This is a genomic window from Phycisphaerae bacterium (assembly GCA_012729815.1).
Taxonomy (GTDB): Bacteria; Planctomycetota; Phycisphaerae; order JAAYCJ01; family JAAYCJ01; genus JAAYCJ01.
This window is the reverse complement of the sequence record JAAYCJ010000342.1, coordinates 1-12,872: the sequence shown is the minus strand read 5'-3', so window position 1 is coordinate 12,872 and position 12,872 is coordinate 1. Positions and strand designations below refer to the sequence as shown.

Sequence of the window (12,872 nt, the reverse complement as noted above, 5' to 3'; positions counted from 1 at the left end):
GACGGACAGCTATCCCGGCTGGGGATACATGGTCAAGGAAGGCGCCACGACCATCTGGGAGTCGTGGGGCCGGTTTCAGCCGGCCAACCCGCGCTGGCGGACCGACAGCATGATGATGTTCGCCGTGATTGAGGAATTCTTCTACAGCCATCTGGCTGGGATACAGGGGCCGGGATTCTTTGGCCCGCGAACGATCGCCCCGGGCTTCCAGACCATTCACATCCGCCCGCATGTCCTGGGCGACCTGGAATGGGCGAGGGCGTCGATCAAGACGGTTCGAGGGATGATCTCGTCCTGCTGGCGAAAGGACGAGGAGGGTCTGACCCTCAACGTGTCCATTCCCGCCAATTGCCGGGCGAGAGTCGGCGTTCCCCTGTTGGGAAGCCAATCCGTCGTCATTTCCGAAGGCGGCCATCGCGTGTGGGCCGATCGCCGCTTCCAGCCGGGAACCGCTGGAGTGAATAAGGGAACAGAGGAGCCCGACCGGATCACGTTCGATGTCGGTTCCGGAGAGTACTGCTTCACAGCCGTATACAAAACGCCATAGTCCGCAGCGGCGTACAGGATCAACGTGACAATTACAGGAGTATCACAATGAGCGCAAAAATCGCGATGATCGGCGCCGGCAGCATCGTTTTCTGCAAGACCCTCGTCAGCGACATCCTCGCCACGCCCGCTCTGGCGGACAGCGAGCTGGTTCTGATGAGTCGCACCGAACCCAAGCTGCGGCGGATGGAGGCGTTCGTCGGCCGGATGCTCAAGGACAACAAGCTGCCCGGCACGGTCCGGGCCACGCTCGACCTGCATGAGGCGGTCACGGACGCCGACTTCGTCGTCGTCATGATTCAGGTCGGCGGCGTCGAGGCGTTCGGCTTCGACTACCAGATTCCGCTCAAGTACGGCGTCGATCAGTGCATCGGCGACTCCCTTGGCCCGGGCGGCGTCTTCCGCGGCCTGCGCACCATTCCCGCTTTGGTCGATATCGCCGCCGCCATGGAGCAGCGGGCCAAGCCGCGCGCGATCATGCTTCAGTACGCCAACCCGATGGCCGCGAACTGCCTGGCCCTCGGCAAGGCGAGCCCGGTGAGCGTCGTCGGGCTCTGCCACGGCGTCCAGACCACGCTCGACCTGATCGCCCGCTACTGCGACATTTCCAAGGAGGAGATCGTCTACACCTGCGGCGGCATCAACCACATGGATTGGTTCCTCACGCTCGAGCACAACGGCCGCGACCTGTACCCGATTCTCCGCGAGCGATTCGAGAGGCCCGAGTACTACAAGAACGAGAAGGTCCGCGGCGAGGTCTTTCGCCACTTCGGCTACTTCATGACCGAGAGCACCGGCCACCTCAGCGAGTACGTGCCGTGGTTCCGCAAGACCCAAGCCGCCCTGGCCCGCTACTGCGACGAGCCGGCGTTCGGCGGCGAAACCGGGGCCTACTACCACTGGAGCAAGGCCATCGCCGAGAAGTACGCCGCGGTCGATCCGCTGAAGTTCGAGTCGACCGCGATCCGGTCGCGAAGCGTCGAGTACTGTTCGTACATCATGGAGGCCGTCGTGACCGGGCGTCCGTTCCGCTTCATGGGCAACGTGCGGAATGACGGCTACATCTCGAACCTTCCTCCCGGCTGCTGCGTCGAGGTTCCCACCTTCGCCGACAACACCGGCCTGCATCCGAGCTTCGTCGGCGAGCTTCCGCCGCAGTGCGCCGCGGCGTGCCAGACCAACGTCAACGTTCAGACCCTCGCCGCCCTGGCCGCCCTCGAAGGCGAGCCGGAGGCCGTCGTTCACGCGGTGGCCCTCGACCCGCTGGCCTCGGCGGTCTGCACGCTCGATCAGATCCGGACCATGTGCGCCGAGATGCTCGAAGCCCAGCGGCCGTGGCTGCCGCAGTTTGCGGGCAAGACCATCGCGCCCAAACCCGCGATCGTCATTCCCGCGAATTGCCGGCCCGTCGAGGTCCCGCTGGACCCGGCGCTGGCCATCGGCAAACGCTTCGGCACGCTCATGGAGCGGAAGGCGTAGGCCGCTCCGCTTCTCGCAGAAGGTCTGCATTCATGCTCGCAGTGCAGGTCAATTCTCTCCGTCGGCCACCTTGAACAGTTCCATCTGGCCCGGGGCGAGCCAGTGGCGGACGACCATGTAGTCGACGCCGAGCATCCAGCGCTCGGCGACGTTTTCGTGGAGCGGAGTCTGCTGGCCGAGCCAGCCGACGTGCCATACCCTCGGACGGCGGGCGCGAAAGCGGATCTGGGCCTCGGTGCTGTCGGTCTGGCTGTTGTTGACCACCGCGACGTAGTCGGCGCCCTGCGCATCGGTGAACTGCGAGACGATCAGGTCGGTGCCGTGCAGCGATTTGGCCTGGCTCACGCGGCCGTCTTGCCCGTCGAACAGCGGCCAGCCGCCCCAGGCGCGGCCGACGTGGGCGACGTGCCGCAGGGTCAGCTTGGCCAGCGTCTCGGCCGGGCCTTTGAGGAAGGTGCGGTTGACCCGGCTGAGCCATTCGAACGTCTCGGTCCGCTCCCAGTGCTCGTCGATCGGCGCGACGCGGAAGTTGTCGTGCGGCTGGCGCATGTAGAAGAAGAACCACATCACGCCGTTGGCCCCGTGGGCCGCTGCGGTGTTGAGCTGCCAGCGAAGATCGTCTTCGCGCGGGCAGCGGTAGCGGAAGTGCCCGACCGACAACAGCGTGACCCACAGCGGTATCTTGTGCCGATCGGCGGCGGCGCGGTAGTCACGGAGATTCCTGAAATACATGTCCCAGCCCTCCGTGCCCGGGTTCATCTGCGAGTAGACGTCGAAGCTGAGCATGTCGGGGCAGGCGGCGTCGACGAACTCATCGAGATACGCCGGCCAATCCGCCCGGCCGGTCCAGCCCTCGATCCCTTCCAGCCACGGGACCAGGTTGACGAATGGCGAGAGGCGCGGGGCCATCTCCTTGTGGATGCGGCAGATGCGGCAGGCGCTGTCAAACTGGGCGGCTTGCGGCTCGTCGAGGACCTTGAAGCCGAGCACCGCTGGGTGCGAACCGAAATCGGCCAAGGCCTCGGCGAACCCAGCGCGATAGGCGTCTTCTCCATTCTTGAACGCCGGCCACAGGGACCGTTCGTCCCAGACGATTACGCGGACGCCCGCCTCGGCGCAGCGGTCGAGCATCTCGATGAACGCCGCCTTGTCGTCGCGGGCGGGGTCAAACGTCGGGCTGCTGGCCAGGGTCATGCCGGCGTCAACCCAGTCCCGCACCCGCATGGCCTCCGGCCGGTTGGCCAGGGCGTAGTTCCAGAAGCCGATGGGAAACCCGTCCATAGTTCGCTCCTTCGTCGAAACAGTCTTGCGTAAGGCCGATGAAATTGCCGACAACCCGTCGGCATCATCGGCAGCCGGAGCAACATGATAGATGAACGCCGGGGCGCGGTCCAGTCTTTGCCGATTCGAAAACCCGTGGCGAATCCCGTCGGCGGGGTCTATATTTACCTCGACGGTGCCAATGAAGCCGCTGCGCGTCTCGTGGCGAGGGTTTGACTGTGAGTTCAACTGATCCGGTCGTGGTCGAATTGCCGGGCGAGCCGCCGCTGGTGCTCAAGCGGCTGGTGCTGGATTTCACGGGCACGCTGTCGAAGGACGGCCGGCTGCTGCCGGGCGTGGCGGCGCGGCTGAGGAAGATCAGCCGGCGGATGCCGATCACCGTGTTGACCGCGGACACGCTCGGCAAGGCGGCGGGGAGTCTGGAGGGGCTTTCGGTCGAAATGCGCATCATTCGAAACGGCAGGGACAAAGCGGCGGCTATCAAGACGTTCGGGGCCGAGCACGTCGCAGCGATCGGCAACGGGCGGAACGATGTTCCCGCGCTGCGGGCGGCCGGTCTGGGCGTCGCGGTGATCGGTCCGGAGGGCGCAGCGGGCGAATTGCTGGGGGTGGCGGACGTGGTGGTGCGGGACATCCGCGACGGACTGGACCTGATCCTGAGCCCGCTGCGGCTGCGGGCGACGCTGCGGCGATGAGGGGAGCGGCTTGCGATCCTCTCGCGATGGAGCGGAGGTTGATTCTGTCGGCAGATAGTTTATAATGACAAATGGATTTGCTATGGTGACGTGGCGTCGGAGTCCAAAAAGGGACGTTTGCGAGTTCTTCGACCGGGCAGCCGACGAGGACGGTTCCGGCGCTTCTGTCTGCTTGTGGGTCAGGCGGTTTCAGCAGGAGGATAAGGTGGCACGGAGAATACAGAATCCGGATCGGCGATCGGCGGCCTTCACCCTCGTCGAACTTCTGGTGGTCATCGCGATCATCGCGCTGCTGGTCGGGCTGCTGGTTCCCACCTTGTCCAGCGCCCGCGAAAACGCCCGCGCGGTGGTCTGTCAGAGCAACCTGGCGGAGTGGGCGGCCATGATGACGATCTACGCGGAGGACCATTCGAACTTCCTGCCGTACGAGGACCGCGGCGACGAGTTGCTCGGCCGTATCTGCTGGTACGACGCCATCAACTGGACGGGATCCGGCAGCCAGGAGGGGTTGGAGAACGTCAAGATCTGTCCGACGGTGGCCAAGACCGATCCGAACTGCGAAGAGAGCTACCGGATGAACAGCAAGCTGGCGGAGACGGTGCCCGGCGAATACTACCGTCCGTATCGGCAACTGAATACGCTGACCCGTCTCGACCAGACGGTGCTGCTGTTCGACGGCGACGTCGGGGGAACGACGGTCTCACTGAAGGGCCGTTGGCGCCTTCAGAACGACGATGTGAATTACCGACACAATCTCGCCACCAATCTGTTGTTCACGGACTGGCATGTGGAGAAGGTGGAGCGCAAGACGGTGACGGTGCGGTCGGTGAACAACACCCCTTTGGTCTGGCAGCCCGAGGACATGGGGCCGTGGGTCGCGAACCCTGACCCTCTATAGAATCGGGGCGACACCCAGCCGCTGGCCGTGTGCCGGTGGTCACCTCTCGACTGTTTCCACGTCGCGGTTGGCCTTCGACAGGTCGGCTTTGCCAAACGCTTCATCCGTCGGCAGAACCAGATCGAACCGCGAGCAGTCGTCGATCTCGATCCGGGCGTCTTCGGCTGTAAAGTCCAGCACGTGGCCGCCGCCGGTCCGATCGGCCGTCAGAAAGTGCAGGTGATAGCCGGCCATGTTCACGCCGGAAAGGTACTCGGGCAGGCGGAAGCCCACCATGACGCCCTCGACGTCGCGGAACTCGAACGTCGGCTGATGCTCCGCCACCTTCACCAGCGGCGGATACGGCTTGGCCTGTCTCGGCACGCTACGGGTCTTGACGTAGGCGAATCGCCCGGTAATACGAATGGCGTAGGGAAGATTGGCCGTCGGCAAGCGGCTGTCCAACTCGTTGCGGCACTGCTCGAAGGTCCACCCGGCGGCAAGGGGCCAGCCCTTCTCGGCCTCGAAAAACGTCACCGCCGCGAAAGGCATCGTGTCCCGCGGACCGGCTTGGCGGACCTGGCCGTCGGCGGAAACACGGAAACACCGCCCGTCCAGCAGGATCATCTCGCCATCGAGAGCGTGAAAGCAGCCGATACCCAGATCGCCGCGGGTCCGCAGGTCGGCCACCGTCGTCAAGCCGTCGTACCGCCCATCCATCAACGCCGCCAGCGTCGATACCTGGTAGAGCGTCTCGTGCCGGCCCGTCTGAGCACAGCCGCAGAGAACGACACCCGCCGCCCAACAACACACGCCACACAACAACGCTTCTCGCATCCGCATCTCAGCCTGCCTTTCCACCATCAGAACCCGGTCCATCAACTGAACTCATCGACATAGGAAAAGGGGACATTCTACTTTTTCCCGTCTTCTTTCACCTTCCCGGTTTCGTCGGCTCGGAGCAAAAAGTAGAATGTCCCCTTTTCCAGGTCGGCGGATTTCCACTTGACCGCAGCTATCCTATAACTAGAATAGACGGCATGACCACAGCGGACCTGGCCATTTTGAGTCTGATCGTCCAATCGCCGCGGCACGGCTACGAGATCGAGCAGGTCATCGAGGAGCGGGGCATGCGCGACTGGGCGGAGATCGGCTTCTCGTCGATCTACTACATCCTCAAGAAGCTGGAAGCGAAGGGCTGCGTGGTTAGCGAAATGGAGGATCAGGAGACAGCCGGGCCGCCGCGGCGGGTCTATCGAGCCACTGAACGAGGCATGGCGGCGTGGCGCGCAGGCACGCTCGAGGCGATCTCGACGCCGGTCCGACGAACCACCCCTCTGCTGGTGGGGCTGGCCAATCTGCCCGGACTGCCGCCGGCCGAGGCGATCGCGGCGCTCTCGCGCTATTGCCGCGGTCTCGAAGAACGGGAGGCCCGCATCCGGACCAGCCGCCGGGCTGCGCGGGCCGACCATCGAACGCCGTGGCACGTCGAACACCTGTTCGATCTGAGCCTGACCATGACGCGGGCGGAGTTGTCGTGGGTCAGGAAACTGATGAGGCGGCTTTCGCAGAGAACAGCGGGAGAATCCCATGCTCAAACCGTTTGACGGATTTCGGCAATTCAAAACCGATCACTGCGTCACCGGATCGATGCGGCACATCTATGATTTCCACCGCCATCCCGTCAGCGAGGATCTCCTGCTGGGGCTTGGTGAGGGGGTCGGCTTTATTTACTGGCACATGAAGGGCATGCCGCCGTTTCTGGGCGGACGGGCGAACACGGGCCGGCCGGGAGAGGAGGGGCTGGCTGCGACCGCCGGCCGGCGGACGGGCGTACGCGTCGACTGCCTCACGACGGGCAGCGCCGGCAAGGCGGAGAAGGTGCTGCTGGAAGCGCTGTCGCACGGGCCGGCTATGATCCAGGTTGACATGGGATTTCTGCCCTATTTCGACCTTCCCGAGGATTACCATTTCGGCGGCCACGTCGTTGTCGTGGCGGGAATTGACCGAGACGCCGGACAGGTCCTCGTGGCCGATCGCGACGAGTCGCTTCATCCGGTGAGCCTGAACGACCTCGCTCAGGCCCGCGGTTCCACACACAAACCCTTTCCTCCGAAGCATGCGTTGTTTGCGTTCGATTTCTCCGCGAAACGATCGCCGACGGCCGCCCAGACATGGCAGGCCATTCGGAAAACGGTCGGCGGCATGCTGCAGCCGCCGATCTCCAATCTGGGGGTCAAAGGCATTCGCAAGGCGTCAGCGGCTGTGCGCCGGTGGCCCAAGACGCTGGGCGATGACGAACTGCGGTACGCCTGCTTCAACGCCTCGATCTTCATCGACGCGACGGGAGGGACCGGTGTCGGGTTGTTTCGGTACATGTACGGGCGTTTTCTGTCCGAGGCGGCTACGATCACCGGCGAGAGCGGCCTCGCGGCCGTCGGCGACCAGATGCGGCGGATCGGCGACGTATGGGAGGACGTGGCGCGCCGATTCAAGCAGTCGTCGGATCCCGACAAGGTCGGCTGCGACCTGGCCGAGGCGGCCGGTCTGCTGATGGACGTGGCCGACCGGGAGGAGCGGGCGTGGACGCGCCTGGATGAGCTGTCACATGCGGCGCCGACCGTCGATGGAAAGGGAACGTGATGAAGAACTGGAAATGGATGATCGTCTCCGGTGTGGGCGTCTGGCTGGCCCCCTTCGCGATTGCGGTGACCCTGTCGGGCGTCCGCGCCGGCGACCGGCTCCTGTTCGAATCGATCATGCCGGTCGTTCTCTCTGTCACGGCGGTGGTCTTCGCCGCGGTCAGGCCGGCGGCGGTCGCATCGCCGATCCGGGGACTCGCGCTCGGTCTGTCATGGCTGGCGATCAGCATCGGTCTCGATCTGCTGATGTTCATGAGCGGGCCGATGAAGATGAGCCTTATCGATTACGCAAAGACATCGGACTGGCTTACTTGATGTTTCCGGTGATCACAGCCGGCATGGGTTGGCTTGGCCCAAGGCCCTTGTCGGCGAACGGATCTTGGCCGTCGTGAAGCGCCAGTTCGAGGCTCTGCGCGACGGCGATCGTTTCTGGTACGCCAACGATCCGGCGTTCACCGAAGCCGACCGGCAATTCCTCGAAAACCGCCGCCTTGGCCACGTCATCAAAGACAATACGGGCATCGATTCCGTTCCCGACGACGTGTTCCTCGCCACGGTCCCGCCAACGCCGGACGGATCGGGATTCGCCTGCCTCGCCGCCCCAGCCGCACTCGCCACCCTGTCCCTCCCACCAGCCGGCATCACCCTGCTGCGGCAACGCGAGTGCCACAGCCCATAGCCGTCGCACCGGTCCAGCAGACCGGAAATGGCGGGCCCACGGCTGCGGTTCATGCTTCAGCCGTCTCGATCTTCCGTCGCGACAGCACCACCATCAGAACCGCCATCGCCAGCGGCAGCAGCACCGACCAGGCTGAGTGGAAGTATGCTTGCTTCATGTACACATCTCCAAGATCCTCCGGCCTGAGCAAACGGTTGGATGCCATCGCCGTGAGCATCGTGCCCGCGCCGAACACGATGATCAGCACGGCTGGGACCAGCAGGATCAGCCGGGCTTTCAGCGAAGCTCCCGACGTCAGCTCGCTCAAGCGCCGCCGGAGCTTCAGCGTCTTGCCGCTTAGCACCGCCCAGGCTGCGCCGAATGCAAACGCCAGGGCCAGAACCCGACCTCCCGCGCTGAACCAACCGGATGTCTCAGGGCTCAGTCCGGCGTGCAGCCCCGCCAGCGCGCAAACGCGGGAGAGCAGGCCAGCAAATTGCGAGATCATTTCGATCGCCAGGAATCCTCCCGCCATCCAGAACACCCGCGACCGCCACACCGCTCCGGCGTTCACCTTGGCGAATTCCTCGCTCAGCGACGCCGGATCGCCAAGCCGATGGCGCGCGACCAGAAACGCCTCATCCTCGGCCAGGTCCGTCTCGACGAGCCGGCCGATCTGCTCGCGCAGGTGCGACTCGAGCTCGTCGAGGTCCTGCCCGCTGCACGAACCGCCCGCCGCCAATGCGCTTCGCCACCGACAAATACGATCGTTCAGGTTGCACATGGTTCGCCCTCGCTCGCTTTCATTAACGTGGAGAACACCACTTGCCACTGATTCATCATGTCCTTTAACGCCCGTCCGCCCTCGCTGCGGAGGCGGTAGTACCGGCGCTTCCGCCCGGTCTCCGAGATGCCCCAGCGCGACCGGATCAGCCCCTGCTCCTCCAGGCGATGCAGCACCGGGTAGAGCATCCCGTCCGTCCACTGCATCCGTCCGCCCGACAGCCCGCGGACCTCCTGGATGATCGCGTAGCCGTAGCTCTCGCCCCGCGACAAGATGGACAATATCAGCGGCGCGCCCGACGCGGCCACCAACTCCTTCGAGACCATGCCGACACCTCCTTTACCTTGCACCACTATACATAGCATTGGTAGGTATTGCAAGGCTTTTTTCTCGGCTGTGGTTTTTCGGTGTGGCCGGCCGCCGTGCAGGCACGTGCCGCGTGATGTGCCCACCTCTACGGCGATCCCGGCCAAGCCGGCCGCTTCGACTGTCCCGTCGCCGAAAGAAGCTCGATCAGCGTCGGGTTGGACTCATCGCGGCGGTAGTCGTCGGCGGGTTTGCAGAGGTAGATCTCGTGGCCGGGCCGGGCGATCACGGTCAGGCCGCTCGAGCGGAGCATGGCTTCGCAGCAGGCGTGGTTGGGCGCCCACCAGTTGGTCGGATCGCCGGCCAGGCGGTGCTCGATGAACGCCATCTTCGGCCAACCCGGTTCGGTCATCGGGTCGCGGTGCTCGATCGGCCAGTTGTCGGTGTTGGTGTAGACCTCCAACCCCGGCATGGTGAGGGTTTGAAAGACCAGCAGGCGGTTGACCCGCTGGGCGACGATGTCGAGGGCGAGCAGCGGGTGGCGCAGGTGATAGAACACGCCGAGAAACAGGATCAGGTCATAGCTCTCCGGGGCATGGGCCAGGTCGTAGACCTGCATCTGTTTAAACTCGATCCTGTCCTCCAAACCGAATTGGCGGCAGGCCCAACGCGCCTGAGCCAGGTAGTGCGGATCGAAGTCGATCGCGGTCACGCAAGCCCCGCGCTTCGCCAACTCAAAACTGTAGTACCCGGCGTTGCAGCCGATATCGAGGACCGTCCATTCCGAAAGGTCGTGCGGCAGATGCGGACCGACCTCCGCCCACTTGCACGCGGGGAAATCGCCGAAAGGGCTCTGTGGAGCGGTCTGTGTGCCGTCCGGCAGGTGCAGATTGTGGAACCAGGGCCCAAGGGCTTCAACCTGGCTATGGATCTCCTTGAACGGCTCGGTTGTATTGGTGAACGTCGTCATATCGCTCCCTCCGCAATATCGCTATGCCGTAAGTTCCATGATATACCGTTCGAACTGCGCCGCCCGGCGGGCCGCGGTGTGACTCTGCAGAATTCGCCGGCGGGCGTTCTGGCCGATCAGGCGGCGGTCCGACTCGGGCATGTCGCGCAGATACGCCAGCGTCTCATCGGCGTTGCGGGAGATCAGCACCTCGCGGCCGGGTTCGAGAATCGTCTCGAACCCGGGCCACGAATCGCTGATAATCGGCGTGCCGCAGGCGGCGGCCTCGAAGAGCCGCACGCTGGGCGAATAGCCGGCGCGGACCATGCGCTGCCGCGTGACGTTGAGGGTGAACGACTGGCGGTTGTAGAACTCCCGATGGCCGGCGGGCGGCAGGTGCTCGATCCGCTCGACGTTGGCCGGCCAGTTGATCGTCTTGGGATACTGCGGTCCGGCCACGACGAACTGCCCTTGCGGCCACCGCCGCGCCGCCTGAAGCATCATGCGTTCCAGCGGCGGCTGGCGGTCGGCGCTGTAGGTGCCCATGTAGCCCATATGCCACGCCGGTTCGGCGGCCTGCGGATAGTAAAGCTCCGGATCGACCGAGCAGTACAGCGGCCGGGCCGCGGGCGAACCGTAGCGTTTCTCGATGAGCTCGAGCGTGGGCCCGCCGGTAAACGAGAGGTACAGCCCGTAGCGGGCGATCAGGTCCGGGTGCAGGTACTCGTAGTCGCGATCCTCCAGTTTGGCCAGCGTGATCGGCGTGTCGATATCGTAAAATGCGGTCAACCCGCCGGCCGTCCTGGTGACCCACCGGCCGACCTGGACGCCCTCCGGCACGTACGATCCGACCACCACGCAATCGGCGTCGCGGACCTCGGCGGCGAAACGATCCTTCAACTCAGCCAGATCGCGATACAGCGCGGTTCGCCCGTACGGCGGCTTGGGCAGGTCGCGGTTCGCGGCGTACCACGGCGCGTCGCGCTCCAGAAACAGCACGCGATGACCCAGACGGATCAGTTCGCGAACCAGGCTGCGATACGTGGTGGCGTGGCCGTTGCCCCACGACGAGGTGATGGACAACCCGGCGATGACGATGTCCAGACACGCGCGGTCAGCGGTCAACTTCAGTCCCCTCGAATATCCCTTCCACTTTCTCAGCCCGATGGGCGTAGGTGTGCTCCGCCAGAACCCGCTGCCGGGCGGCCTGCCCGATCTGACGGGCCCGCGCGGGCGAGAGGCGGTGCAGGTGTTCGGCGACCTGATCGCCGTCGTGGGCGACCAGGACTTCCTGCTCGGGTTCGAGGAATTGCTCGATGCCGTCCCAGTAATCGGTGATCAGACACGCTCCGGCCCCAGCCGCTTCGAAGATGCGGGTGGCCGGGGAAAAGCCGTACCGCGCCATGCTCTCGCGGCTGATGTTCAGCACGCACTTGGGCGTCGAGTTGAACGCGTTGTGGTCGCGGGTGTAGACGTGGCCGAGGTACTCGACGTTGCGGCTCATCGGCTTGTCGTCCCAGCCGTTGCCGCCGAGCAGGAAGCTGTCGGCGGGTGAGTGGGCGGCGGCTTCGAAAAAGAACTTCTCCACGCGGCTCTCGCGGTCGGGCAGGCGGTTGCCGCAGAACGCCAGGTCCGCTTTGAACCGCTGGTCCGGCCGGACCGGATGGTGCGTCGACGGATCGAGGGCGTTGTAGACCGGGATGCACTCGCGGGCCCCGAGCTGGGTGTACGCCCTGACCACCGGATCGCCGCCGCCGTAGGTCAAAATCATGTCGTAGCGCGGGATCAGCTTGAGGAACGGGTCGTTGACGTTGTTACGGACCCGGTCGAGCGTGGCCGGGGCGTCGACGTCCCAGAAGACGATCAGGTTGCGGAGCCGCCGCAGATCGAGCACGGCCTCCTCCAGGAACTCGTCATTAGCCCCCACGCCGCTGGCCTTGACCACGATATCAGCCCCCTTGGCCTCGTCCAGAATCCGGCGAATGGCCGCCTCGTCGTGGGCTGGATAAACCACCACGCGAGCCCACTCCGGGTCGGGAATGTCGCGGTGCTTCTGACGGTCGTAGATATCCGATTCGTAGAAGGTCACGCGATGGCCGCGCTCGTGGAGCGACCGGATGATGCCGCGGTAGTACGTGGCGGCCCCGTTCCAGTAGGCCGAGACGAGGCTCGATCCGAAAAACGCGATATGCAACCCCTTCATGATGCTCCTCTCCCTCTGAACAACGCGGGTTCCGCCGTGGCGGCGCCGGCGGTCAGACCCAGTTCCAGACCCACCGCCAGCAACTCATCGACCCGATGGGCGCACGTGTGGCGGCGGAGGATGGTTTGCCGGCCGGCGGCGCGAAGCTCGCGGGCCCGGTCGGAGCTGTCGAGCACGGCCTTGATGGTCCTCGCCATCTCCTCGCCGTCGCGGGCGAACAGCATGTCGCGCGGCGCATCGAAGAGGCCTTCGCTGTCCCGCCACGGCGCGCAGACCAGCGGAATGCCGCAGGCCAGGGCCTCGAACGGCCGGATCGTCGGAATGCCCGGCAGCGAGCGGGCGTATGGCCGCCGCGGCACGTGCACGGTCAACCGAAACCGCGAGAAGACCGCGGGCACCCGATAGTTGGCCAGCCACCCGCCGTACTCGATGCCGGAGTCCCGAAGCGTCCG

At 64.9% G+C, this 12,872-nt stretch carries 16 protein-coding genes; 8 read left to right on the top strand and 8 right to left on the bottom strand.

Going from position 1 to position 12,872, the window contains the following annotated elements; translation table 11 throughout:
• A partial coding sequence (locus GXY33_21890) for a hypothetical protein (protein ID NLX07800.1) occupies positions 1-547 on the top strand: 547 nt, incomplete at its 5' end.
• Between the two features lie 47 nt (positions 548-594).
• Entirely contained in the window at positions 595-2,025 is a 1,431-nt protein-coding gene (gene melA, locus GXY33_21885) for an alpha-galactosidase (GenBank protein ID NLX07799.1), read from the top strand.
• Positions 2,026-2,073: 48 nt separating this feature from the next.
• Here the strand turns inward: melA and GXY33_21880 are convergent, their stop codons facing one another.
• Positions 2,074-3,306, bottom strand: coding sequence for a hypothetical protein (locus GXY33_21880; protein ID NLX07798.1), 1,233 nt, complete (start codon positions 3,304-3,306; stop codon positions 2,074-2,076).
• A 218-nt stretch (positions 3,307-3,524) separates the two neighbouring features.
• Here GXY33_21880 and GXY33_21875 point away from each other — a divergent pair, with 218 nt between their 5' ends.
• A complete protein-coding gene (locus GXY33_21875) occupies positions 3,525-4,001 on the top strand; it encodes an HAD hydrolase family protein (GenBank protein ID NLX07797.1) in 477 nt (158 codons plus the stop codon).
• Positions 4,002-4,083: 82 nt separating this feature from the next.
• On the top strand, positions 4,084-4,899 hold the full coding sequence (locus GXY33_21870; GenBank protein ID NLX07796.1) for a type II secretion system protein: 816 nt from the start codon (positions 4,084-4,086) through the stop codon (positions 4,897-4,899).
• Between the two features lie 39 nt (positions 4,900-4,938).
• Here GXY33_21870 and budA read toward each other — a convergent pair whose 3' ends face one another.
• Positions 4,939-5,757 (bottom strand): acetolactate decarboxylase, encoded by an 819-nt coding sequence (gene budA / locus GXY33_21865; GenBank protein ID NLX07795.1) that lies wholly within the window; start codon positions 5,755-5,757, stop codon positions 4,939-4,941.
• Between the two features lie 161 nt (positions 5,758-5,918).
• On the opposite strand from budA, the gene GXY33_21860 reads away from it, so the two are divergent.
• The 4 genes from GXY33_21860 (at position 5,919) to GXY33_21845 (ending at position 8,199) form a co-directional block, all read left to right on the top strand.
• On the top strand, positions 5,919-6,485 hold the full coding sequence (locus GXY33_21860) for a helix-turn-helix transcriptional regulator (GenBank protein NLX07794.1): 567 nt from the start codon (positions 5,919-5,921) through the stop codon (positions 6,483-6,485).
• On the top strand, positions 6,469-7,521 hold the full coding sequence (locus GXY33_21855) for a BtrH N-terminal domain-containing protein (GenBank protein NLX07793.1): 1,053 nt from the start codon (positions 6,469-6,471) through the stop codon (positions 7,519-7,521). Before GXY33_21860 ends, GXY33_21855 begins: the two co-directional genes overlap by 17 nt.
• Entirely contained in the window at positions 7,518-7,835 is a 318-nt protein-coding gene (locus GXY33_21850) for a hypothetical protein (GenBank protein NLX07792.1), read from the top strand. The genes GXY33_21855 and GXY33_21850 overlap by 4 nt, the downstream gene beginning before the upstream one ends.
• Positions 7,836-7,908: 73 nt before the next feature.
• The gene (locus GXY33_21845; protein NLX07791.1) at positions 7,909-8,199 is read left to right on the top strand and encodes a hypothetical protein; all 291 of its coding nucleotides are present in this window, start codon (positions 7,909-7,911) and stop codon (positions 8,197-8,199) included.
• A gap of 49 nt (positions 8,200-8,248) precedes the next feature.
• Here the strand turns inward: GXY33_21845 and GXY33_21840 are convergent, their stop codons facing one another.
• The 6 genes from GXY33_21840 to GXY33_21815 form a co-directional block, all read right to left on the bottom strand.
• Positions 8,249-8,962: a hypothetical protein gene (locus tag GXY33_21840; GenBank protein NLX07790.1), complete on the bottom strand. Its 714-nt coding sequence runs from the start codon at positions 8,960-8,962 to the stop codon at positions 8,249-8,251.
• Positions 8,950-9,288 carry a PadR family transcriptional regulator gene (locus GXY33_21835; protein ID NLX07789.1) on the bottom strand — a complete coding sequence of 113 codons (339 nt, stop codon included), beginning with the start codon at positions 9,286-9,288 and terminating at the stop codon, positions 8,950-8,952. The genes GXY33_21840 and GXY33_21835 overlap by 13 nt, the downstream gene beginning before the upstream one ends.
• A 128-nt stretch (positions 9,289-9,416) precedes the next feature.
• Positions 9,417-10,238: a TIGR04290 family methyltransferase gene (locus GXY33_21830; GenBank protein ID NLX07788.1), complete on the bottom strand. Its 822-nt coding sequence runs from the start codon at positions 10,236-10,238 to the stop codon at positions 9,417-9,419.
• 21 nt (positions 10,239-10,259) lie between these two features.
• Complete coding sequence (locus GXY33_21825; GenBank protein ID NLX07787.1) at positions 10,260-11,321, bottom strand: glycosyltransferase; 1,062 nt, start codon at positions 11,319-11,321, stop codon at positions 10,260-10,262.
• Positions 11,322-11,331: 10 nt separating this feature from the next.
• Positions 11,332-12,420, bottom strand: a complete 1,089-nt coding sequence (locus GXY33_21820; GenBank protein NLX07786.1) for a glycosyltransferase — start codon at positions 12,418-12,420, stop codon at positions 11,332-11,334.
• On the bottom strand, positions 12,417-12,872 hold a 456-nt coding region (locus GXY33_21815; protein NLX07785.1), incomplete at its 5' end, for a glycosyltransferase. The genes GXY33_21820 and GXY33_21815, both read right to left, overlap by 4 nt.